Here is a 22,606-nt window from a genome sequence, read left to right on the forward strand (position 1 = left end):
TTCATTCCCCTTTCGGCGCTTACAGCGCGTCTTCGTTCACTTCACCGGTGCGGACGCGCAGCGCGCCTTCGACATCCAGAGTGAAAATCTTACCATCACCGATTTTGTCAGTCTTGGCGGTGTCTGCGATTGTTTTGGCGACTTGTTCAGCCATGTCGTTGGTCACAACAATTTCCAGCTTCACTTTCGGCACAAAGTTCACCGCGTACTCAGCGCCGCGATAGATTTCTGTGTGGCCGGACTGTGCGCCAAAGCCTTTGATTTCAGATACCATCATCCCGCGGACGCCGATCTCGGTCAGCGCTTCGCGAACCTCTTCCAGCTTGAACGGTTTGATCGTTGCAATAATGAGTTTCACCTTTGATCCCCTTAGTCTGTTTGAATGCGCACCGGCGTACCGGGCACAGACGATGCGCCGAAAAAGACGTGGAATCAGGGGAGGGACAACGATTCTGGGGCATTCAATGGGCCCTACATCAGGTCAACTTGCACATTTTTTGCACAAATTTGGGCATTTGGTTAAAAAATAGGCACGCCATAAAGGCGCCTAACGCAAGAATTCAAGAAGGACATCGTGTTCGGGACGCGATAAACTGTTCGATAACAAAACGAATGAGTTGAATGGCAGATGAGCGGAACGCGCAAACCGCGGCAGCCTTTGGTAGCTGACCGGCGGTATCCCAAAAAGACGTCAACGCAGAAAACAAAGCAGAAACCAGCACCCAAGCGTAAGCCCACCAAGAAGCGCGGCTTGCTTGGCTGGATCTTCGCTCCTTTTACATGGGCTCTGCGTCTGATCTGGCGGATGACTTGGCGGCTCTCTGCTGTGGTCGCCGTCCTGATTGCAGTCGGCGTCTTCTTTTTCGCAGCTCAGCTGCCACCTGTGGATAAAATGGTCGATGGGCGGGTGCGTGGTTCCGTCACGCTTTTGGATCGAGACGGCGACATCTTTGCCCTGCGCGGCGACCAATATGGCGGCTTTATCACCGCCGAAACCGTCAGCCCACACCTCAAGAACGCCGTCATCGCGTCCGAGGACAAACGTTTCTATTGGCATCCAGGCGTCGATCCACGCGGCATCGCATCTGCCGTCCGCATCAACCTGCGCGAAGGCCGCGGGCCGCTGTCAGGCAACGGGGGCTCAACCCTGACTCAACAAACGGCCAAACTCCTGTGCCTCGGCGTCAAATATGATCCGACGGTTTGGAAGAACGAGGCGGAGTACGAAGCAGACTGCCGCCGCACGACCGTTTGGCGTAAAGTGAAAGAAGCTATCTATGCGATGGCGATGGAGTTCAAATACTCCAAGGATGACATTCTCACGATCTACCTAAACCGCGCCTTCCTTGGCAGCGGCAACCACGGGTTTGAAGCGGCGTCGCAGCGGTTCTTTGGGAAATCCGCGACAGACCTGCTGCCGCAAGAGGCCGCGATGCTGTCTGGCATCCTTCCTGCCCCGTCCCGCCTTGCGCCCACGAACAATCTGGAACGCGCGCAGGAGCGTGGGGATTTGGTCCTGAGACTTATGGAGGATCAGGGCTATTTGACGGAAGCGGAAACCGCGCAAGCGCGCGCAAACCCGGCCACCCTTTCCGAACAAGCCACCGCCCGCATCGGCGGCTATTTCGCAGATTGGGTGATGGACAATGGGCCAGGGTTCTTCACCCGCGACACGACAGAGGATGTGATCATCCAAACCACCCTTGATCAACGCATTCAGGCAGCCACCGAAGAGGCCCTGCTTTGGGTGTTCGAGAATAAGGTCAGCGAAAGTTCAGTCGCGGAAGCGGCCGTTGTTGTGATGTCCGCCGACGGGGCAGTCCGCGCGATGGTTGGTGGCAGGAACGTCAAAGCAATCGGCGCCTTCAACCGCGCGACCCAAGCCAGACGGCAAACAGGATCAGTCTTCAAACCTTTCATCTACGGCACGGCGATTGAATTGGGGTTCTCCCCCTACGACCTCGTCGATGACAGCCCGATTGTGATCAACGTGCCCGGCAGCGGCCCGTGGGAGCCGCAGAACTACGACCGAGAGTTCAAGGGGCCAATCACCCTCAATCAAGCCATGGCCGAAAGCCGCAACATCCCCGCTGTAATTATGAATGAAGAGGTTGGGCGGAAGATTGTACGCAACGTGGCCCAAGGGTTCGGCATCGAAAGTGGCATCGCCGCCGGTCCGGCAATGGCGCTTGGCGTGTCGGAAAGCACCTTGATCGAGATGACGGGCGCCTATGCCGGTTTCTTGAACGGCGGCTCCGCTGTCACGCCCTATGGTTTGGTGAACCTGCATGTGCGTGGGGATCAAGAACCACTGATGGACAACTCAACACTCGGCATTCAGGAACGCGTCATCCGAGAGGAAGCCGCACGACAACTGACGTGGATGATGATGAATGTCGTTGAAGGTGGCACAGGGCGCCGCGCGAAGCTGGACGGCTGGCAAGTGGCCGCCAAGACCGGCACCACACAAAGCTCACGTGATGCGTGGTTCATCGGATTTACGGGCGATTACGTAACCGGTGTATGGATGGGCAATGATGACAACACGCCGCTGCGCGACGTCACAGGCGGTGGCCTGCCTGCCGATATCTGGCGGGAAACGATGGTGCGCGTGACAGATGGTATGACCCCATCACCGCTCCCATTCTCGGTACCGCCAAATGCAACGACGGGGCAGATCGTTCAGGAAAACGAATTCGAGGCAAGCGACGAGATCAAGAGCATCTTGGAAGGGCTCTTGGTTGGCAACTAGGAGCTTGACTAACACGCCTCATAGACGAAGGCATATCCATTCTAAATCATGATCAGCTCATCATCTTCGGCAGAGTTCATCAGCATGGCCCGTTCCGTCCAAACCTGACCCTCACCAGAGCATTGCATGTTATAAAGGATGGCATCCATGTCGATGACACTCACCGGATTGTTCATCCGACATTGCACTTTCACACCTTGGGAAATGCCGCCCTTGATTTCAATGGAACCACCATCGACGCCAATCAGACCGCAGACTGAATTGGCTGTTTGCTTGTCAACACCGTCGAAAGACGCGGCGAAGGCAAGCGTTGGACACAACGCCAAAAAACACAAAAACCGTTTATTCATATATCTTTCATATCAGAAATCAGGGCATCAATGCTACCTCTGCGGCGATCGAGCATTGCGCCGATCTCTTCCCGCTCTGTCAAAAGCATGTTCACGCCTTCGATGATGAAGTTGAAGAATGCATTGCGGCCCGACCTGTCAGAGACGTGCCAATCCATGCGCAATGGGCTGCGATTGCGGAGGGAGACCGTGGTTTCAACCTCCACCCATGACTTCACCGTTTTGGCACCAACGACCTGCACCTCGCCGCCAACAAACTCCCGAAAGCGGCGACCGTATTTGCTGGCGATGTAGCCTTGGAAGGCGTTGGCATATTGCACCAACTGGGAGGCGCTGGCCTGTCGGGCATCGGGGCCGAGACAATAGCGGGCGATTGTCGGAACGTCGGCGTAGTTATCGAGAATTTCGCCAAATCGCGTGATCATCGCCGCCTCTGACGCGCCGGACGCGATCACTTCGTTCACGTCATCGACAAGGTCTTCGACCATAGCCTGTGCCGCTGCGGGAGACACTGCCAAGGCACGTGTTGGCACCGCAACAGCGGCGGCCATACTCACCAACAGTGTTCGTCTTTGCATCGCGGTCATTCCCTTTAAAGGTCATCATAAGGATCGACGGCATCCTCTTCTGATGTCGTGCCCAGTTCAAACCGTCTGTTCTGTAGATAAATCAATCGCTGTTGCGCGTAGCTGTCGGCGCTTTCGCGCAAGACGGAGTCGATCGTGTCAGCATATTGCGACCGTTTCACAATTCGGCCTGCAATCTTGGCGACCGTTCCGTATTCGATCTGGGACGGTGTGCCAACACGGTCGAGCGGGTCGATAATTGCATCCACAATCCGCCCAGCAAGCGCGCGCTCTGTCGATGGACCCAGCACCGGCAACTCAAGGTATGCCCCCTCCGGCACGCCCCAGACTGCCAGCGTCTCACCAAAGTCAGTTTCGACCTCATCAAGACCAATCTCGCTTGCGGGGTCAAGCAACCCGCCAAGACCCAAAGTCGTGTTCAACAAAAAGCGGACCGTGTTGGTCGCAGCCCCACCGATGTCGGCCTGAAGGAGACCGTTCAGAACCATCCCTGGCAATCCGACATTGTCTGCAAAATTGGCAACGGGGATCGCGATTTCTTCAGGTATTTCGGTATCGCCACCGCCAGAGAAAAACACTTTATCCAAGCCCTTGTTGAATGCATGCACTTTGCGATTCTGGGCCTCATACGGGTCAAACACAGAAGTGCCGTTAGGTGCTGGTGTACAAGCGGCAAGAAATCCGAAAAAAGCAGAAGCCAGGGTCAATCGGTTCAAATCGGCTTACTTTCGTTGGTCAGTTTAGTCGAACATTGACAATTTGGTGCAATCCCGTTGCATTAGCGATGCTATTTCAACCGGTTTGGGTTTCGTGTTCTCACTTTGATATCAGTGCCGCAATAACAACAATATGCCAAAAGTGACAGAGGCAGAATAATGCGCATGAACCAGAACCAAGCCGAAGCTGGACGGGAAGAACTGATCGCCGCCCGCCGTAAAAGCCGCACCCTATACTGGGCCGTTGGCATCTTTAGTTTCTTCGTTAACCTGTTGATGCTCACTGGGCCTCTATACATGTTGAACGTGTACGACCGCGTTCTGGGGTCCCGCAGCGTTGAAACTCTCCTCGCGCTCTCCGTTTTGGTCGCGTTTCTTTATGGGATGATGGGCATCTTGGACTATGCCCGCGGCCGCGTGATGGGCCGCGTCGGTGCGCGGTTTCAATCGCGACTTGATCGGCGGGTGTTTGGCGCGGTTCTAAAGGCCACAACGCTCAGCCGTGCGCCAAAAGAAGCCGCCACGGGTATGCGTGATCTTGAAAGCGTTCAGCGGCTGATCACCTCTCCGGCCTTGATGGCAGTCTTTGATATCCCTTGGACGCCAATCTTCATTCTAGGCATATTCATCTTCCACCCGATGATGGGCTATCTCGCACTCGCTGGCGGGGCCATCTTGGTGACGATTGCGATCTTGAACCAAGTTTTGAGCCGCAAGCCACTCAGCAAAGCAAATGCGACGGCATTCCGGTCAGAGGCTTTGGGCTCAGAAATCCGAGCAGAAGGTGAGATGGTCCACTCGCTTGGCATGCGAACATCCGCATTTGACCGCTGGCAATTGGCGCGTGGCGCATCGCTGGATGCCACGATCGATGCGACCGATACCTCTGGGACATTCACTGCGCTGACGAAAGCATTCCGCCTGTTCTTGCAGTCGGCCATGTTGGGTTTGGGCGCATATCTCGTTCTGCAAGAACAATTGACACCAGGTGCGATGATCGCAGGTTCCATTCTTCTGGGTCGCGCCTTGGCACCGATTGAATTGATGATCGGGCAATGGGCTGTTTTCCAAAAAGGTCGCGAAGGCTGGCGCAATCTTGCGACGCTCTTGACCGCTGTGCCTGAAGAAGAAAAGCGCACCGAGCTGCCCAAACCTGCCGCACGGATCAAAGTCCATCAGCTGACCATCGTACCACCTGGGGAACAAACGGCCTCCCTCCGCGCGATCAGCTTTGATGTTGAACCAGGGCATGCGGTTGGTGTTATTGGCACTTCCGGTTCGGGCAAATCCACACTCGCCCGTGCGCTGACGGGGGTATGGAAGCCTGCCGGCGGCAAGATCCGGTTGGACGGGGCCGCACTGGACCAATACGATCCAGACGTCTTGGGCCAACACATCGGATACCTGCCGCAAAGGGTTCAACTGTTCGACGGCACGATCAAGGAAAACATCGCGCGGATGTCGATGGCCCCAGACGACGCGGCGGTGGTCAAAGCCGCGCAAATGGCGGACGCACACAACATGATCCTGCAACTGCCCGACGGCTATGACACCCGCGTTTCGACGCACGGCGGCCGCTTATCAGGGGGCCAGATCCAGCGCATTGGCTTGGCCCGCGCCATGTACGGCGACCCCGTGGTTTTGGTCTTAGATGAACCAAACTCAAACCTCGACAACACGGGATCGCTTGCGCTCAACAGTGCGATCAAACAGGCAAAGGACGCAGACAAGATCGTGTTCATCATGGCGCATCGCCCTGCCGCCATTCAGGAATGTGACCTACTTCAGGTCATTGAAAATGGTGGTCTGCGCGCATTCGGACCGAAAGACCAAGTCTTGAAAGAGATGGTAAAAAACCATGAGCAAATTGCCCAGTCGACTGGCAAAACCGGAGGCGTGGCATGAGCGAGGTAGAGACGCGTTGGTCCGCAAAGAGACCACTTTCTCTGGGTGCGATCGCTCTGCTGATCCTTGTTGGTGGATTTGGCACATGGGCAGTGATGGCGCAGATTACCGGCGCTGTGATTGCGACCGGTCAGGTAGAAGTCGACCGCAATAGGCAGGTTGTCCAACACCCTGATGGCGGTGTGGTTGAAGAGATTATCGTGGACGAAGGGGACACCGTCGCAGCCGGCGATATGTTGATCCGGCTCGATGCGTCAGTCCTGACATCCGAACTGGCCGTGATTGAAGGGCAGCTTTTTGAGCTGATCGCGCGTCGAGGCCGATTGGAGGCAGAGCGTGACGGCAACGACTGGATCGATTTTGACCCTCAATTGGTCAACGCTGGCAGGGAATACCAAGATCTGACCGAAGGCCAAACAAGGCTATTTGCAGCGCGAAAGGAATCGATCCAGCGCGCGACGGAGCAATTGACCCAGCAACGCGCACAGATTGCCAGCCAACTCTCTGGCATTGCCGCCCAGCGCGACGCGATTGAGACGCAGCGCGAATTAATCGGCGAGGAATTGGCCGATCAAAAAAGCCTGCTTGAGCGTGGCTTGGCCCAAGCCAGCCGCGTTTTGGCGCTGCAACGGGACGAGGCAAATCTGCTCGGGCGGATTGGGGAACTCACAGCCTCCGCCTCGCAAGCGAGCGAGCGGATGACAGAGATCGACATTCAAATCCTCGGTCTCACCACGCAACAGCGCGAAGATGCGATCACCCAGTTGCGCGACCTTCAATACAACGAGTTTGAACTGTCAGAGCGTCGCCGGACCTTGAAACAGCAACTTGATCGGCTGGATATCAGGGCGCCGGTTTCTGGTGTTGTCTACGGGCTTCAAGTGTTCGCACCACGATCGGTTATCCGTGCGGCGGACCCCGTGATGTTCATTGTGCCACAAGACCGCCCCTTGGTCATTGCGGCGCAGGTCCCCCCCACAGACATCGACCAGATTTTTGTGGGGCAGGATGTGACCCTGCGCCTGTCTGCCTTTGATCAACGCCGCACGCCTGAATTGAACGGCACGGTGACGCTAGTCTCTGCCGATGCTTTTCAAGATGAAGGAAATGGCCTGTCCTATTACCGGGCAGAGGTGCAGTTGAACAACGGTGAGATTGACCGTTTGCCAGCGGAGCTGACGCTCATCCCCGGTATGCCGGTGGAAACCTTCGTCCGTACCGCAGACAGAAGCCCGCTGGACTACCTGGTAAAGCCGTTGTCTGACTATTTCTCACGCGCGTTCCGCGAGTCTTGATTGCACTTTGATCCGTTCAGGGTAGGGTGACCTTCGGAAATATTTGGAGGGCGTTATGGCTGGAAAATTTGAAACGAAACTGGCTGAAATGGGCGTCACGTTGCCACACGCGCCCGCGCCTGCCGCCAATTACGTGCCTTATGTCATTGCCGGTGACATGGTCTACGTCTCCGGCCAATTGCCCGCCAGCGATGGTGAGATGGTGGTTGGAACCTTGGGCGATGACGTCACCATCGAACAGGGCCAAGCCGCAGCACGGGCTTGCGCGATCAACCTCCTGTCACAGGTGAAAGCGGCCTGTGCCGGCGATCTGGATCGGTTGGTGCGGGTTGTGAAGCTTAGCGCTTTTGTCAATTCAACGAGCGATTTTGGCGACCAGCCACAGGTGGTGAACGGGTGTTCAGACTTCATGGCCGAAGCATTGGGCGACGCCGGACGACATGCACGGTCAGCGGTCAGCAGCCCAAGCCTGCCGTTCGGCGTGGCCGTCGAAATTGACGGCGTGTTTCAGATCAAATGATCCTGCCCGCCAGCTTCTTCGCCAAAGCCATAACGCATCGTGGCCTGCACAACCTTGATGAAGGCCGCGCAGAAAACAGTATGGCAGCGTTTGAAGCAGCAATTGCGCACGGCTACGGGATCGAACTTGATTTGCAGTTGTCCAAGGATGGCGCCGCGATGGCGTTTCACGACTATGATCTAGGACGGCTCACGGACGAAAAGGGCGCTGTTGCTCAGCGCACATCAAAAGAGTTGGGGGCGATCCCCCTCAAGGGCGATGGTGGTATGATCCCGACCTTTGGGGAAGTTTTGGCGTTCGTCGCAGGTCGCGTCCCCCTGCTGATCGAGATCAAAGATCAAGACGGCATCATGGGCCCCAAGGTTGGCCCCTTGGAGGATGCGACAGCAAAAGCGCTTGAAGCCTACGACGGCGACGCGGCTGTGATGTCATTCAATCCGCACAGCATTGGGCATTTACACCGGATCGGCCTTGATCGCCCGCTTGGGCTTGTGACCTCCGCCTACACCGCCGAAGGTTGGCCCACGATCCCCGCCAAATGGCGGGATGAACTGCGGGACATTCCTGATTTTGATGCTGTAGGTGCATCGTTCATTTCTCACGAAGCAGAAGACTTGAGCCGCCCTCGCGTGTCCACGCTGAAGACCGCAGGCGCCAAAGTGTTCTGCTGGACAATCAAATCAGCCAAGGCGGAAGCCGAAGCCCGCAAAGTCGCCGACAATGTCACATTTGAAGGCTACTTGGCTTGACGGTTCACCGTCAGGTCCCACCTTCCCTTAAATGACCGACGCACCCATCGAAATCTCAGCCCACCCGAGTCTCGACAGCATTGATGCCGCCGATTGGGATGCCTGCGCGGGTACGACGGGGGATCGTCCCTTAGACCCGTTCACAACTTATCGGTTTCTGCATGCTTTGGAGAAATCAGGCTCGGTCGGGCCAGGCACAGGCTGGCAACCACGGTACCTGACCGCGCATAAGGACGGTCTCATGATCGCCGCTGCGCCGCTTTACGAAAAAGGCCACAGCCAAGGCGAATACGTCTTCGATCAAAACTGGGCGCACGCCTATGAGAACGCGGGCGGTCGGTATTACCCAAAGCTTCAAATTGCTGTGCCGTTCACCCCTGCGACGGGTCGGCGGTTCCTGACCCGCGACGGGTTTGACGCACTTGGCATGGCGGCACTCGTGCAAGGAGCCGCGCAGATCGCGGGGGAGGATGAGCTGTCATCGCTCCACACCACATTCTGCACGGAAGCAGAAGCGCTGGCGGGCAAGCAGTTGGGCCTGTCGGTCAGACTGGGACAGCAATTCCACTGGGCGAACGAGAACTATCCCGATTTCGATGCGTTCCTTGCCACACTGTCCAGCCGGAAGCGCAAGAACATCCGCAAGGAACGCGCGCAGGCTCAAGCCTTTGGGGGTGAAATTGTCAGCTTCACCGGCGATCAAATTCAGCCCGAACACTGGGATGCGTTTTGGCAGTTTTATCAAGACACCGGCCACCGCAAATGGGGTTCGCCCTATCTGACACGCATGTTCTTTGATCTGGCACAAGAAACGCTTCGGGGCGACATGCTGCTGGTCTTAGCCATTCGGGACGGGCGGCCCATAGCGGGCGCTTTGAACTTCATCGGGCGAGAGGCGCTCTATGGCCGTTACTGGGGCTGTGTTGAGCACCATGCCTATCTGCATTTTGAACTATGCTACTATCAGGCCATCGACTTTGCTATCGCGCAGGGATTGGCGCGCGTGGAAGCCGGCGCGCAGGGGGGGCACAAGCTGGCAAGGGGCTACCTCCCTGAACCAACGTATTCGCTCCACTGGTTTCGTGATGCTGGGTTTAAGGAAGCGGTCGACAGATACCTTATCGCAGAACGGGACGCCGTTGATCATGAGATCGAAGTGCTGACCAGCTACGGCCCCTTCCGCAAAGACGTAAGAGAGGAACAAGAATGACGAAACTCAGCGATGACGCCAAGCAAGAGCTTTTGAACAACGGCTGGGCGATGGTGGCCGGACGCGAAGCCATCCACAAAACCTATGTCTTCAAAAATTTTGTGGAAGCGTTCGGCTTTATGACTCAAGCTGCCATTTGGGCAGAAAAGCTCAACCACCATCCCGAGTGGTCGAATGTCTACAAGACTGTTGAAGTCACGCTGACCACGCACGACGTGGGCGGCCTGAGCGAACTTGACAGGAAACTTGCCGCCAAGCTCGACGCATTGGTCTAAGCGATCTGCGCCAGAAGCGTTTCACCTGCCGACACTTCGCAGACGCCGGGTCCGGCTTCTTCGTTGAGAATGCTGACGACACCATCCTCGACGAGCATGGTATAGCGTTTTGAGCGTCCAAGCAGGCCGACTGGCGGCGCATTGAACTCCATGCCGATTTGTTTCGTGAAAGAGCCATCAGTGTCACCGAGGATCGAAATGCCTGCTTCCCCTGCTCCCATGCTGTCCGACCATGCGCCGCAGACAAACGGGTCGTTGACCGTTACACAAATGATCTCATCAACGCCTTTCTCGGCAAGTTTAGCTTTTGTGCGGATAAAGCTTGGCACGTGGGCCATAGTGCAGGTTCCGGTGAACGCGCCGGGTAGACCAAACACGACAACTTTCTTTCCCTTCAGACGCGCTGACAGCGTCACGGTTTCAGGCCCTTCTGCTCCCATACCAATAAGGTTTGCGTCAGGAAGCCGTTGGCCAGTCGAAATAGTCATGAAGGCACCCCATTTTGAATTGCGTCGGTTGTTGTGGGGGATATAGGCTCGCCCCACCAAAAGGACCACTAAACAAGGCGGAAAATGCAGCATTTTGTTGTCGTCGGCGCAGGCCAAGCAGGATTATCGTTAGTGGCCAAGCTCCGAACGGAAGGGTTTGAGGGCAAGATCACGCTTGTCGGTGCTGAGGACGAGCCACCCTACCAGCGCCCGCCACTATCCAAAGCCTATCTGCTGGGTGAGATGGTCAAGGATCGGTTATATTTGCGGCCGGAGAGTTTTTATGCCGACCAAGGCATCGACCTGAAGTTGGGTATGACTGCAAGCGCCTTGGACTGCAAAGCGAAAACCGTCACGCTGTCCTCTGGCGAGGTGCTTGAATATGACGCTTTGGCGCTGACCACAGGGTCTGAGCCCCGCCGACTTCCCGCTGCAATCGGCGGCGATCTGGGTAGCGTTATAACCGTGCGCGATCTGAACGACGCCGACGCGATGGCCCCCTACTTCATCGAAGGTAAATCCGCTTTGGTCATTGGCGGTGGCTACATCGGTTTGGAAGCCGCAGCCGTCGCCGCCAAGCGCGGGGTTAAAGCAACTTTGGTCGAAATGGCTGACCGCATTTTGCAGCGCGTCGCTTGTCGCGAAACATCAGACTACTTCCGCGCACTCCACACATCATACGGTGTTGATATCGCGGAGGGCGTGGGGCTGGACCGGCTGGACGGTGATGGACATGTCCAAACTGCGAAACTGACCGACGGTCGTAATATCGATGTGGATTTCGTCATCGTCGGCGTTGGGATCGAACCCCGCACAAAGCTGGCAGAGAGTGGCGGTCTCGAAATCGAGAATGGTATCAAAACAGACGAATTTTCCCGCACATCTGACCCTTCTGTCTGGGCCGCAGGCGACTGCGCGTCTTGTCCTGTGAATGGCACCCAGATCCGCATCGAAAGCGTCGGCAACGCCATCGATCAGGCGGAGGTTGCCGCGCATAACATGATGGGCAAAGGCGTGGCTTACGTGCCGAAGCCTTGGTTTTGGTCAGACCAATATGATTGCAAACTACAGATCGCGGGTTTGAACATCGGCTATAATACTGTTGTCGTCCGGGCCGGTGATGATGGTGCCCTCTCCCATTGGTACTACGCGGGCGATACACTTTTGGCCGTCGACGCCATGAACGACCCGCGTAACTACATGATCGGCAAGCGGTTGATCGAGGCGGGAAAAAGCCCAGCGCCCTCGACAATCGCTGATCCTGAGACCGACATGAAAGCGCTGCTGAAAGCGTGAGGATCATCGCCGGACAACACCGTGGCACGCAGCTTGCCGATGTAGGGAAAGGGGATGCTGCCGCACACCTTCGGCCAACATCGGATCGAGTGCGTGAGAACCTATTCAATATCCTCCTAGGTGGAAGGTTCAGCCAAACCGTGGTGGGTGCAAAAGTGCTGGATCTTTTTGCAGGGACAGGAGCCTTAGGGTTGGAGGCGCTGTCGCGCGGTGCGACCCATGTGACGTTTGTCGAAAACGGCAAGGTCGGCGGCAAATTGATCCGCGACAACATTCGAAAACTCGGGCGGGCGGACGACACGAACGTTCTGACCGAGGATGCTACTAGACTAGGGACGGCGGCGAAAGCTTGCTCGCTGATCTTCCTCGATCCGCCCTACGAAAAAAGCCTTGGCACCAAAGCACTTCTAAACGCAACAGACCAAGGTTGGATTGCCGACGGGGCGCTGATTGTTTGGGAAGAGGCATCAGCACAGCTTGCGCCGCCCGGATTCACGCAACTTGACCAGCGGCGCTATGGCGACACGTGGATCACGATCCTGCAAAAGGTCTAGTAGGTTGGGTGAAACTTGCCTGCAGGTGAAAGCGTGAAGATATCGCAGCCATCCGCTGTGATCCCAATTGAGTGTTCAAACTGCGCGGACAAGGATTTGTCGCGAGTCACCGCCGTCCAATCATCGGCGAGGATTTTCGTCTCTGGACGGCCGAGGTTGATCATCGGCTCGATGGTGAAGAACATCCCCTCCTCCAACGTCGGACCAGTTCCCGGACGTCCATAATGCAGTACGTTTGGCGGCGCGTGGAAAACACGGCCAAGTCCATGACCACAGAAATCCCGCACAACCGACATCCGGTGCCCTTCGGCATAGGTCTGGATCGCGTGACCAATATCCCCGAACGTGTTACCTGGCTTTGCCGCCTCAATCCCTTTCATCAAGGCGTCATGCGTGACTTGAATCAACCGCTCCGCCTTGCGGGAGAGTTTACCCGCCACATACATCCGGCTTGAATCGCCAAACCAGCCATCCACGATCACGGTCACATCGATGTTCACGATGTCACCATCTTTCAGCTTCTTGTCACCGGGAATACCGTGGCAAACCACGTGATTGATCGAGATGCAGCTGGCATGTTGATAGCCTTTGTAGCCAATCGTGGCCGAGGTTGCGCCCGCCTCCTCAACCATATTGCGAATCGCATCGTCGATGGAGGCTGTCGTCGCACCCGGCATGACCAGTGCCGCGATATCATCAAGGATTTGCGCTGTCAGACGTCCAGCCGCGTGCATACCTGCAAAATTCGCCTGTTCGTAAAGGCGGATGCCGTCTTTTGTGAGCTGACCAGTATTTGTCATCGCAGGATGCTGCCTTTTGAACCCTTTCGGGGCACATAGTGCAGATCGCGGCGTAAAACTAGATGCGTTTATGGGTCCAAAAACGTCAGGGGCGTGCCAACCACGATCCCTTTAGGTGAGATGTCGCAGCTAAGGGCGATGACCTCCACACCTTCCGCCGCACGAAACGCCTCAACATACGTGGGGTCGAGGTCCGCAGCCAAGCCCACCGTATCACAGTCTGTGCGCTGCACGAGATAGAGCATCACAGCGCGATGACCGGCTGCCGCAACCTTTGCGAGTTCCGTCAAATGCTTTGCCCCGCGAGCGGTCACGCTGTCGGGAAACTCCGCATGGCCTTGCTCCCGCATCAAAGTCACGGACTTCACTTCGACATAGCAATCTGGAGCATCGTCTTTGGACTGCAGGAAATCAATCCGGCTGCCTTCCCCATACTTCACCTCTGGCCGGATCAAATCGTAGTTATCGAGACCCGCCACCTGCCCCGCCATCAAGGCCGACTTCAACACATGATTTGGAATGGAGGTATCCACACCCGTGAAATGGCCATTCTCATGATCCACAAGCCGCCAACCGAATTTCAGTTTCTTCTTCGGATCGTCGTTCGGTTCCAACCAAACCTTTGTCCCTGGTTCGGCCAGTCCCATCATCGAACCGGGGTTGGCGCAATGCGCGGTCACCTCGCGACCGTCTGCCAACCGCACATCCGCCAGAAAGCGTTTGTAGCGTTTGATCAGCCGCGCAGAGATGAGAGGTGTGGCAAATTCCATGGGTCGGGCTATACCCACACCCAAGACGAAGGAGAAGTCACATGCCCAACCCGCGCGCTGCCATGCTAGTGATCGGCGATGAGATACTGTCCGGCCGGACACGGGATGCGAACATGCATCATTTGGCAAACACGCTGACGGGGATCGGCATCGACCTCAAAGAGGTGCGGGTGGTCAGCGATGATGCGGATGCGATTACCTCAGCCGTACGCGCCTTGTCGGATAGCTATGACTATGTTTTCACCTCCGGCGGGATCGGCCCTACCCATGATGACATTACAGCCGACTGCGTGGCGGCGGCTCTTGATGCACATATCGACATCCGCGATGACGCCCGCACCATCCTTCAAGCCCATTATGACCGCAGTGGTCAGGAACTGAACACCGCGCGTTTGCGTATGGCGCGCATCCCCGATGGTGCAACCTTGATAGACAATCCAATCAGTTCCGCCCCCGGTTTTAAGCTGGGCAACGTCCATGTGATGGCGGGCATACCAAAGATTTTCTGCGCGATGGTGGAAAGCGTTGTTGCGACATTGCAAGGCGGCAAACCGCTGCTGTCCCGCACCTTGCCCGTGATGCGCGGGGAGGGTGACATTGCAGGACCGCTGGGCACGTTCGCCGAGAAATACACCGACCTCTCCGTTGGCTCGTACCCGTTTCAGAAAGACGGTATGTACGGGTCAAATCTGGTAGTGCGCGGGCAAGATGCGTCGCAACTGGATACCGCAATGGCGGAGCTTTCGGCTATGTTTGCTGAATGACCACGCCTGACCTCTCAAAGCTCTATGACCTGATCGATCAAAGCTGGCCTGCTGCAGAATGGCAGTCCATCGGTCCGTGGACAATCAGGCGGGGTGACGGCGGCGGTAGCAGAGTTAGCTCTGCGACCGCGACAAGGTCAGCCAGCAGCGATCACCTTGCGGTGGCCGAAGATGCCATGCGCTATCTCGGCCAGACCCCGCAATTCATGATCCGCGTCGGCGAAGATGATCTAGACCAGACCCTTGAAATGGCGGGATATGCGGTGAAGGATCCAACAGTCCTTATGGCCGTACCCGTCACAGCCATTGCCACCGAAAGACCGAAAACGCTCAGCAGCTTCGCCGTCGCCTCCCCCCTCGCCTGTCAGCGTTCGGTTTGGGCCGCAGGTGGGATCGGGTCGGAGCGTTTGGCCGTCATGGATCGGTGCACGCTTTCGAAAACCACGCTTTTGGGCCGCAGGTCGGAAACGCCCGCAGGAGCGGCATTTGTCGCGGCAGACGGCCCCCACGCAATGCTGCACGCGCTTGAGGTTGCGGCGCCCCACCGTCGGACAGGATTGGGTCGGGACATGACAGTCTCAGCAGCGTTTTGGGCGCAGGCGCAAGGTGCCCAATGGTTTACGCTTCTCGTCACGCGCGCGAATGAGGGGGCAATCGCGCTCTATTCTTCCCTTGGGATGTCCATTGTGGGACAGTATCACTACCGCATCAAACAATAGGATTGCGACAGTGACATCGACACCAACCGCGCTTGACCTACCAATGGTCTACCCGCTTCCTGAAGCAACGCAGAAGTATTTCGACATTTGTCAGAACAAGCTTGGCATAGTCCCAAATGTCTTGAAGGCTTACGCGTTTGATATCGACAAACTGAACGCCTTCACGACGGTCTATAATGATCTGATGCTGGCGGACAGCGGGTTGTCTAAACTGGAGCGCGAGATGATCGCCGTCTGCGTATCTGCCATAAACCGTTGTTTTTATTGCCTTACGGCACATGGCGCAGCGATCCGTGAACTGTCAGGCGATCCCAAGCTTGGCGAAATGATCGTGATGAATTGGCGCAGTGCCGATCTGGATGCGCGACAATCTGCGATGATGCTCTTTGCAGAAAAGATGACCGTCGAGAGCCACAAAATCAGCGAAGACGATAGACAAGCGTTACGCAATGTGGGTTTCAGTGATCGGGACATCTGGGACATCGCCAATGTCGCGGGCTTTTTCAACATGACCAATCGCGTCGCCTCTGCCACCGATATGCGTCCCAACGACGAATACCACGCGCAATCGAGGTGACCGTGCGTTGGGCGAGTTTGCTTTGGGTACTTTTGGCCGCGCCTGCGCATGGGCAGGACTTGCGTCTGCCATCCACTGCAAACCTGACCGCCGAGGTGCAGGACGAGGCTGGCCTCACCCTACCAACTGGTCCATGGCAAGAAGGTGAAATTCCAACAGTCCAGATCGATGGCACCGTTACCTCGAGAAGTTGGCGCATTGATGCAGCCGGTCTGACGTCAGAGCAGGTCATGCGCAACCTCAGGGAGCAGATCACCAATAATCAGTTTGATATCTTGTTGGATTGCCAGACCGACGACTGCGGCGGTTTCGATTTCAGGTTCGCCATCGATGTGATCCGCCCACCCAAAATGCAAATAAACCTCGCAGACTTCCGTGTTCTGACTGCGCGCAAAGACGACCTGGGCCTGATGCTGATTGCATCGAAAACAAGAGACGCAGGATACCTCCAGATCACGTTCGTCGGGGACAGTTTAGACCCCCAACCTGAAAGTGGTCCTGCTGCTCTTGCCACACCAACTGCGGGTTTTGCACCGGCGCGAACCTTAGCAGAGCAGTTGAATCAAACAGGTCGGGCCGTTCTAGCCGATCTGGCATTCGAGCGTGGATCGGCCAGACTGGAACAGGGGCTGTTTGACTCATTGCAAGACTTGGCAAGCTACCTTGCCGCAAACCCAAGTCTGAAAGTTGCACTTGTCGGCCACACAGATGCCGAAGGGTCGCTGGATGGAAACATCGCGCTATCAAAACGACGGGCGGGGTCTGTTCTTGAGCGTTTAGTCAGCGATTACGCAATTCAACGCAGCCGACTGGCAGCTGAAGGGATGGGATATCTCGCCCCAGTTGCCAATAATCTGACCGCGGAAGGTCGGGAAGCTAATCGGCGGGTGGAAGTTATCATCACATCGGTGAGCGAATAGACAGGGCTCGCAATCATCCGACGGGTAGTGTCGGTCAACTTGCGGGCGCGGAGCGTGCTGTCTTCCAGCTCCACAATGCGAACAGCCATGTCAAAACCTTTGGAGATCAGCTCAACATATCGGTTTTTGAGAACCATGTTGACGGTGATGTCAGGGAATTCGGAGAGGAACTCACCCAAAATCGACGACATGTGGTTCACACCAAAATCTGTCGCGACGGAAATTCGTAACAGGCCTGAAGGCGCAGACTGCATAGATGTGATAAGCGCGTCAGCCTCACCTGCGTCATTCAAAACACGGCGTGCACGGTCGTAGTACGCCAAACCAATCTCGGTCAGGCTCACCCAGCGTGTCGTACGGTTAAGAAGACGCGCGCCAAGGCGTGCTTCCTGGGAAGACACATGTTTAGAGACAGTGGATTTTGAGATCCCCATCTTCTTTGCCGCGTCAGTGAAGCCCCCTTGATCCACGACTGTGGCAAATGATTCCAGTTCGGTTAGGCAATCCATGCCGTTCCTCTGACTTAGTAATCCGATTGGTGTAGTTTTGACCGTCAAACTGGGCAGGAATGCGACGTAACGCTAACAATAAGGCGATTTTCCACAGCACTGGTGAAGGCAGCGAAACAAATTTCCCTTACTCGGTAAGCCTTGATTTACAGCGTGCTCAGGGCCTTCCTGAGTCCTTGACAACGAAAAAGCCTGAAAAATCGCTACAGATGCACCACCAATAACGCCTCGACCTTAACATCTCAAAAGATCACTCGGCAAAAATTCGCAAATGCCAGAGCGGTTCTAGCGTGTTTCCACGAAATCACGCCGAAACACACGTTTCAGGAGGTCAAGCTCCGCCCGAAGCAAATCCAACTCTGCCCGCAAATCGTCAGACGCCGCATCGCCCGAAAGGATTGCGTAACTCGCCAAAACTTTCGGATCATCACCAGTTGTGAAGAGATAGGTCTGAACCCCGTCACTCAGGTGCGCACCCTCAAACTCAAACGCGACAACCCATTGCTATCCGTCTGACATCTTCTCGGGCTGGAGTGTGGCGACCGTGCGATCATTTAAGGGTACGTTGATCTATGGCACCACATCGCCCGTAACACCTGTCAAGACGCATCCGTAGCCTCGGCTCGGTTCGCGGCGGTCAGTGCGGAAATTGCATCAAGGGCAAGCCGTTCGATCCCTTCCACAGACAATGGGGCCTTGGACGTTCCACGCACCATGACTGTGCTCAATCGGTTGGCCAGAAACAGAAAAACCCGCGCCTCCAAGGGCTGCACGCGGTCGGAGGCGGGTGCCTTTGTCCAGTAAACCACCAGAACCCCTGAATCACTCTGCAACGTTGATCTGGTCAGCACCTCGTTGCTGCCCAAGAGCGCCTCGCGCGTGTCGGCATTGGCGAGAAGGTCCGCCACCCCAGCAATATCCACCGCACCTTCCGCGCCTACTTGCAGGGACAGCAATCCCCGTCTCAATGGCGCTGTGCCTTCAAACGGACCCATCGTGTCACAAGGGGCGATGATGGCGAACCCTGACCGAGCGCTGCTCGACTGCGTATCGACACAGTACCCGTCCGGACCGACGGCCGTGACATCCCCACCAAGAAGCGACAGTGACGGTGCACCCCCGCCACCAAGGAACGGGATCGCAGGTAGAGTGACGCAGCCCGCCAAAAGGATCAGCGGCGCAAGGGCAATCCGCCCAAACATCTTCGGCATCAGAGGTCCATATAGATGTGGCGTTCGTCCTTTGCGCCCGGATGCGTAACAGCACCCTTCAACGCACCGCCGACAAGCTGGGAGTACTTCCACAGCGCACCAGAGGCATAGATCGTTTCCTTAGCACCGGACCAGTCCGCTCTGCGCGCGGTAAGCTCTTCATCTGTTAGGTCGACAGAAAGCTCGCCCGTGATGGCATTTATGGTGATCATGTCACCGTCTTTTAGCATCCCTATTGGACCACCGTGCGCCGCTTCTGGTCCAACGTGGCCCACACAGAACCCGCGTGTCGCGCCGGAGAAGCGGCCGTCGGTAATGAGCGCGACCTTCTTGCCCATACCTTGGCCCGACAATGCAGCAGTCGTTGCAAGCATTTCGCGCATGCCTGGACCGCCCGCTGGGCCTTCGTTGCGGATCACAAGAACTTCGCCCTCTTCGTACTTGCGGGCCTTCACAGCGTCAAAGGCGTCTTCTTCGCTTTCAAACACCCGCGCTGGGCCGGTGAAGGACTGATCTTCTTCGGACATACCCGCGACCTTCACGATCGCACCTTCGGGGGCGAGGTTGCCCTTCAAGCCAACGACGCCACCGGTCGGAGTGATCGGCTTTTTAACTGGATAGATCACGCGGCCATCGGCATCACCTTCGATCAGGTCCAGCTCTTCACCCATCGTTCGGCCAGACGCCGTGATACAATCCTCATGGATCAGACCCGCCTTGCGAAGCTCCTTCATCACGACAGGCACACCACCTGCTTCATAGAGGTCTTTTGCCACATACTGACCGCCCGGCTTCAGATCGACGAAGTACGGCGTATCGCGGAAGATGTCGCAAACGTCGAAGAGGTCGAAATCAATGCCCGCCTCATGTGCGATAGCGGGAAGGTGCAGACCTGCGTTCGTAGAACCACCCGTACAGGCCACAACACGCGCCGCATTCTCTAGCGACTTGCGTGTAACGACATCACGGGCGCGGATGTTCTTCTCTAGCAAGTTCATCACGGCCTCACCGGAAGCGACACCATACTGATCGCGGCTCTCATACGGTGCAGGCGCACCGGAGGAGTTGAGCAGCGCCAAACCAATCGCTTCGGACACACAAGCCATTGTGTTGGCGGTGAACTGGCCCCCACAGGCACCTGCGGATGGACACGCCACGCGCTCTAGCGTTTTGAGCGCCTCATCTGACATATTACCTGCTTGGTGCTGACCAACCGCTTCAAACACGTCTTGAACTGTCACGTCTTTGCCTTCCAAACGGCCCGGCAGGATGGAACCGCCGTAGATGAACACGGACGGCACATTCAAACGCACCATCGCCATCATCATGCCAGGCAAAGACTTGTCGCACCCAGCGAGGCCAACAATCGCATCATAGCAATGTCCACGCATGGTCAACTCAACCGTGTCGGCAATCGCCTCGCGCGACGCGAGCGAAGACCGCATCCCTTCATGACCCATCGCAATACCATCGGTCACAGTGATCGTTGTGAACTCACGCGGTGTGCCGCTCGCCGCCTTGACGCCCAGCTTCACGGATTGGGCCTGACGGTTCAGCGCGATGTTACAAGGTGCCGCCTCGTTCCAGCAGGTCGCAACACCCACGAACGGCTGCGCAATGTCTTCTTCATCGAGACCCATCGCATAGAAATATGACCGGTGCGGTGCCCGTGATGGGCCCTCGGTCACGTGACGACTGGGTAGATTGGACTTGTCGGCTTTGCCTTTGAGCATGAGTGTTCTCCCGAAAATCTGTTACTGTCGGGTCTAAATTGCGTTGGTTTAGGAAACAAGGCGCAAAGAACGCATTCCCCCAAAGACGAGGCCATATTGCAGCGACCCCAGCATCCGAAATACCTTGATGATTTCTTCACACCAGGACGATGGTCGGGCGGGCTGTACAAGATCATGATTGTCTTGATCGGAACAGAAGTGGTGTTCCTCTTGACGATGCCCCTCTTTTATTCGGGCGATGGCGACAGTCCGTTTTCGGCTGACACTCCGCTCGGCACGCTGCTCAGATTTGCGATCTTTGGCATCGTCCTTGTGCTGTTTCATGCCTTGGTCTGGCTCGTGCACAAACGCGGGATCGAAACGATGTTGGGCCCGTTCAAACGGTGTTGGTTTCATTATCGGCGCACGCTCGTACTTGTTGGGATTCTGGCCCTGACCATCGCAACTGCGCCGCCATTCCTCAGCGACGCGGACATCGCCCTCAGACGACCCTTTCTAAGTTGGCTCTTCTTCGCCACCCTCGCAGTTCCCATCATTTCGATCCAAGCAATGACTGAAGAGGTGATCTATCGCGGCTATCTGAAGCAGCAACTCGCGGCCTACAGGCCGGAGAAATGGGTTTGGATCGGGATACCATCGATCCTGTTCGGCAGCGCACAATTTCAACGGTTTTGGCCCGTCGGAGGGGCTTTTCCTCGCCATATGGGCCGCATGTCTTGGATGGGCCTGCGCCGATCTGACGGTTATAATGGGCGACCTCGGAGCCGCGATTGGATTGCACGCGGTCAACAACCTTTGTGTTATCCTCCACGTGGGCATCGAGTTTTGGCCGACCTCTGGCCTCGCGCTTTATCTGGCGCACTACGTTGATCCCGAAGTCTACGATTACAGCCTTGCTACACTGCTCGCGCCCGCCTCAATCTTCGACATGATCTTGGCGCTTCTCGTGCTTGCCATGATGTGGACGGCCGCACGGATCGCGGTCAGACGTTGATTGCAAAACATCGCTGCCCACCTTATTTCAAGGGCGTGAACTAAAGGGCAGTCGCATGAACTGGATTACCAACTACGTCAGACCAACGATCAATTCGCTTTTTTCGCGGCGCGAAGTCCCTGAAAACCTTTGGACCAAATGCGACAGCTGCGGGACCATGTTGTTCCATCGCGAATTGGCCGAAAACCAGAATGTTTGTACCAACTGCGACCACCACATGCCGATTGGTGCGCGGGACCGTTTGGCGTCACTTTTTGATGGTGGCGTGTTTGTCGAAGTCGAGGTGCCAGAACCCATCGCCGACCCGTTGCACTTCAAAGATCAGAAGAAATACGGCGACCGCATCAAAGAAGCCCGCAAGAAAACTGGCGAAAAAGACGCGATGTTGGTGGCGGAAGGCGAAATGGAGCGCACGCCTGTTGTCGTCGCCGTGCAAGACTTCTCCTTCATGGGGGGATCGATGTCGATGTACGTTGGTAACGCGATCATCACTGCGGCGGAACGCGCGATCAAACTGAAACGTCCGCTGATCCTTTTCTCTGCTGCTGGTGGCGCGCGGATGCAGGAAGGCATCCTCGGCCTTATGCAGATGCCACGAACCACCATCGCGGTTCAGATGCTGAAAGAAGCTGGCCTTCCCTACATCGTGGTACTGACGCACCCAACCACGGGCGGCGTGACGGCATCTTATGCGATGCTAGGTGATGTTCAGATCGCCGAACCAAACGCCTTGATCGGCTTTGCAGGCGCCCGCGTGATTGAACAAACGATTGGTGAGAAACTGCCCGACGGCTTCCAACGGGCCGAATACCTGCTCGATCACGGTATGCTGGACCGTGTGACCAAGCGGACCGATTTGAAGGATGAGCTTATCACCATCGTCCGTATGCTGATGAAGCAAACCCCCGCCGT

General features: G+C 56.4%; 25 protein-coding genes and 1 pseudogene. 15 read left to right on the forward strand and 11 right to left on the reverse strand.

Annotation, left to right across the window (positions count from 1 at the left end):
- Positions 1–19 precede the first annotated feature (19 nt).
- Positions 20–358, reverse strand: a complete 339-nt coding sequence (locus ACTF5F_RS03930; RefSeq protein WP_438955578.1) for a P-II family nitrogen regulator — start codon at positions 356–358, stop codon at positions 20–22.
- 270 nt (positions 359–628) lie between these two features.
- Between ACTF5F_RS03930 and ACTF5F_RS03935 the strand changes: the two genes are divergently transcribed.
- Complete coding sequence (locus ACTF5F_RS03935; protein ID WP_438955579.1) at positions 629–2,752, forward strand: transglycosylase domain-containing protein; 2,124 nt, start codon at positions 629–631, stop codon at positions 2,750–2,752.
- A 41-nt stretch (positions 2,753–2,793) separates the two neighbouring features.
- Here ACTF5F_RS03935 and ACTF5F_RS03940 read toward each other — a convergent pair whose 3' ends face one another.
- From ACTF5F_RS03940 to ACTF5F_RS03950, 3 genes are read right to left on the reverse strand one after another with little or no spacing between them, the layout of a single operon-like run.
- Entirely contained in the window at positions 2,794–3,102 is a 309-nt protein-coding gene (locus ACTF5F_RS03940) for a hypothetical protein (RefSeq protein ID WP_438955580.1), read from the reverse strand.
- Positions 3,099–3,680 (reverse strand): MlaC/ttg2D family ABC transporter substrate-binding protein, encoded by a 582-nt coding sequence (locus ACTF5F_RS03945; RefSeq protein ID WP_438955581.1) that lies wholly within the window; start codon positions 3,678–3,680, stop codon positions 3,099–3,101. The genes ACTF5F_RS03940 and ACTF5F_RS03945 overlap by 4 nt, the downstream gene beginning before the upstream one ends.
- A 14-nt stretch (positions 3,681–3,694) precedes the next feature.
- On the reverse strand, positions 3,695–4,405 hold the full coding sequence (locus ACTF5F_RS03950) for an MlaA family lipoprotein (RefSeq protein ID WP_438955582.1): 711 nt from the start codon (positions 4,403–4,405) through the stop codon (positions 3,695–3,697).
- A 165-nt stretch (positions 4,406–4,570) separates the two neighbouring features.
- Here ACTF5F_RS03950 and ACTF5F_RS03955 point away from each other — a divergent pair, with 165 nt between their 5' ends.
- From ACTF5F_RS03955 to ACTF5F_RS03980, 6 genes are read left to right on the forward strand one after another with little or no spacing between them, the layout of a single operon-like run.
- Positions 4,571–6,310, forward strand: a complete 1,740-nt coding sequence (locus ACTF5F_RS03955) for a type I secretion system permease/ATPase (protein WP_438955583.1) — start codon at positions 4,571–4,573, stop codon at positions 6,308–6,310.
- On the forward strand, positions 6,307–7,605 hold the full coding sequence (locus ACTF5F_RS03960) for an HlyD family type I secretion periplasmic adaptor subunit (RefSeq protein ID WP_438955584.1): 1,299 nt from the start codon (positions 6,307–6,309) through the stop codon (positions 7,603–7,605). The genes ACTF5F_RS03955 and ACTF5F_RS03960 overlap by 4 nt, the downstream gene beginning before the upstream one ends.
- Positions 7,606–7,660: 55 nt before the next feature.
- Positions 7,661–8,125 carry a RidA family protein gene (locus ACTF5F_RS03965; RefSeq protein WP_438955585.1) on the forward strand — a complete coding sequence of 155 codons (465 nt, stop codon included), beginning with the start codon at positions 7,661–7,663 and terminating at the stop codon, positions 8,123–8,125.
- On the forward strand, positions 8,122–8,874 hold the full coding sequence (locus ACTF5F_RS03970) for a glycerophosphodiester phosphodiesterase family protein (RefSeq protein WP_438955586.1): 753 nt from the start codon (positions 8,122–8,124) through the stop codon (positions 8,872–8,874). The genes ACTF5F_RS03965 and ACTF5F_RS03970 overlap by 4 nt, the downstream gene beginning before the upstream one ends.
- Before the next feature lie 31 nt (positions 8,875–8,905).
- Positions 8,906–10,084, forward strand: a complete 1,179-nt coding sequence (locus ACTF5F_RS03975) for a GNAT family N-acetyltransferase (RefSeq protein ID WP_438955587.1) — start codon at positions 8,906–8,908, stop codon at positions 10,082–10,084.
- The gene (locus ACTF5F_RS03980; protein WP_438955588.1) at positions 10,081–10,359 is read left to right on the forward strand and encodes a 4a-hydroxytetrahydrobiopterin dehydratase; all 279 of its coding nucleotides are present in this window, start codon (positions 10,081–10,083) and stop codon (positions 10,357–10,359) included. The genes ACTF5F_RS03975 and ACTF5F_RS03980 overlap by 4 nt, the downstream gene beginning before the upstream one ends.
- On the opposite strand, the gene ACTF5F_RS03985 is transcribed toward ACTF5F_RS03980, so the two are convergent.
- The gene (locus ACTF5F_RS03985; protein WP_438955589.1) at positions 10,356–10,847 is read right to left on the reverse strand and encodes a peroxiredoxin; all 492 of its coding nucleotides are present in this window, start codon (positions 10,845–10,847) and stop codon (positions 10,356–10,358) included. The genes ACTF5F_RS03980 and ACTF5F_RS03985 overlap by 4 nt on opposite strands.
- Positions 10,848–10,931: 84 nt before the next feature.
- Here ACTF5F_RS03985 and ACTF5F_RS03990 point away from each other — a divergent pair, with 84 nt between their 5' ends.
- Positions 10,932–12,143, forward strand: coding sequence for an NAD(P)/FAD-dependent oxidoreductase (locus ACTF5F_RS03990; protein WP_438955590.1), 1,212 nt, complete (start codon positions 10,932–10,934; stop codon positions 12,141–12,143).
- A complete protein-coding gene (gene rsmD, locus ACTF5F_RS03995; RefSeq protein WP_438955591.1) occupies positions 12,140–12,697 on the forward strand; it encodes a 16S rRNA (guanine(966)-N(2))-methyltransferase RsmD in 558 nt (185 codons plus the stop codon). Before ACTF5F_RS03990 ends, rsmD begins: the two co-directional genes overlap by 4 nt.
- Here rsmD and map read toward each other — a convergent pair.
- A complete protein-coding gene (gene map / locus ACTF5F_RS04000) occupies positions 12,694–13,497 on the reverse strand; it encodes a type I methionyl aminopeptidase (protein ID WP_438955592.1) in 804 nt (267 codons plus the stop codon). The genes rsmD and map overlap by 4 nt on opposite strands.
- 68 nt (positions 13,498–13,565) lie before the next feature.
- Positions 13,566–14,267, reverse strand: coding sequence for a DNA/RNA nuclease SfsA (gene sfsA / locus ACTF5F_RS04005; protein ID WP_438955593.1), 702 nt, complete (start codon positions 14,265–14,267; stop codon positions 13,566–13,568).
- A gap of 41 nt (positions 14,268–14,308) precedes the next feature.
- Between sfsA and ACTF5F_RS04010 the strand changes: the two genes are divergently transcribed.
- The 4 genes from ACTF5F_RS04010 to ACTF5F_RS04025 are packed head-to-tail and all read left to right on the forward strand — an operon-like array spanning position 14,309 to position 17,247.
- Positions 14,309–15,031: a competence/damage-inducible protein A gene (locus tag ACTF5F_RS04010; RefSeq protein ID WP_438955594.1), complete on the forward strand. Its 723-nt coding sequence runs from the start codon at positions 14,309–14,311 to the stop codon at positions 15,029–15,031.
- Positions 15,028–15,750: a GNAT family N-acetyltransferase gene (locus ACTF5F_RS04015; protein WP_438955595.1), complete on the forward strand. Its 723-nt coding sequence runs from the start codon at positions 15,028–15,030 to the stop codon at positions 15,748–15,750. The genes ACTF5F_RS04010 and ACTF5F_RS04015 overlap by 4 nt, the downstream gene beginning before the upstream one ends.
- Before the next feature lie 43 nt (positions 15,751–15,793).
- Positions 15,794–16,327, forward strand: coding sequence for a peroxidase-related enzyme (locus tag ACTF5F_RS04020; RefSeq protein ID WP_438955639.1), 534 nt, complete (start codon positions 15,794–15,796; stop codon positions 16,325–16,327).
- A 17-nt stretch (positions 16,328–16,344) separates the two neighbouring features.
- Positions 16,345–17,247, forward strand: coding sequence for an OmpA family protein (locus tag ACTF5F_RS04025; RefSeq protein ID WP_438955596.1), 903 nt, complete (start codon positions 16,345–16,347; stop codon positions 17,245–17,247).
- Here the strand turns inward: ACTF5F_RS04025 and ACTF5F_RS04030 are convergent.
- From ACTF5F_RS04030 to ilvD, 4 genes and pseudogenes are all read right to left on the reverse strand, one after another.
- Positions 17,244–17,756 (reverse strand): annotated as a pseudogene (locus tag ACTF5F_RS04030) (LysR family transcriptional regulator); the annotation flags it as partial. The gene ACTF5F_RS04025 and the pseudogene ACTF5F_RS04030 sit on opposite strands and share 4 nt — an antisense overlap.
- A gap of 285 nt (positions 17,757–18,041) precedes the next feature.
- Entirely contained in the window at positions 18,042–18,170 is a 129-nt protein-coding gene (locus ACTF5F_RS04035) for a hypothetical protein (protein WP_438955597.1), read from the reverse strand.
- A 185-nt stretch (positions 18,171–18,355) separates the two neighbouring features.
- Complete coding sequence (locus ACTF5F_RS04040; protein ID WP_438955598.1) at positions 18,356–18,967, reverse strand: hypothetical protein; 612 nt, start codon at positions 18,965–18,967, stop codon at positions 18,356–18,358.
- The gene (ilvD, locus tag ACTF5F_RS04045) at positions 18,967–20,700 is read right to left on the reverse strand and encodes a dihydroxy-acid dehydratase (RefSeq protein ID WP_438955599.1); all 1,734 of its coding nucleotides are present in this window, start codon (positions 20,698–20,700) and stop codon (positions 18,967–18,969) included. The genes ACTF5F_RS04040 and ilvD overlap by 1 nt, the downstream gene beginning before the upstream one ends.
- A 96-nt stretch (positions 20,701–20,796) precedes the next feature.
- On the opposite strand from ilvD, the gene ACTF5F_RS04050 reads away from it, so the two are divergent.
- Together ACTF5F_RS04050 and accD are read left to right on the forward strand one after the other, a co-directional pair.
- The gene (locus tag ACTF5F_RS04050) at positions 20,797–21,570 is read left to right on the forward strand and encodes a CPBP family glutamic-type intramembrane protease (protein ID WP_438955600.1); all 774 of its coding nucleotides are present in this window, start codon (positions 20,797–20,799) and stop codon (positions 21,568–21,570) included.
- Positions 21,571–21,749: 179 nt separating this feature from the next.
- Positions 21,750–22,606, forward strand: an 857-nt coding sequence (gene accD / locus ACTF5F_RS04055; RefSeq protein ID WP_438955601.1) for an acetyl-CoA carboxylase, carboxyltransferase subunit beta, incomplete at its 3' end; no start/stop codon positions are given.

The organism is Cognatiyoonia sp. (genome assembly GCF_965661665.1).
Lineage (GTDB): Bacteria > Pseudomonadota > Alphaproteobacteria > Rhodobacterales > Rhodobacteraceae > Cognatiyoonia.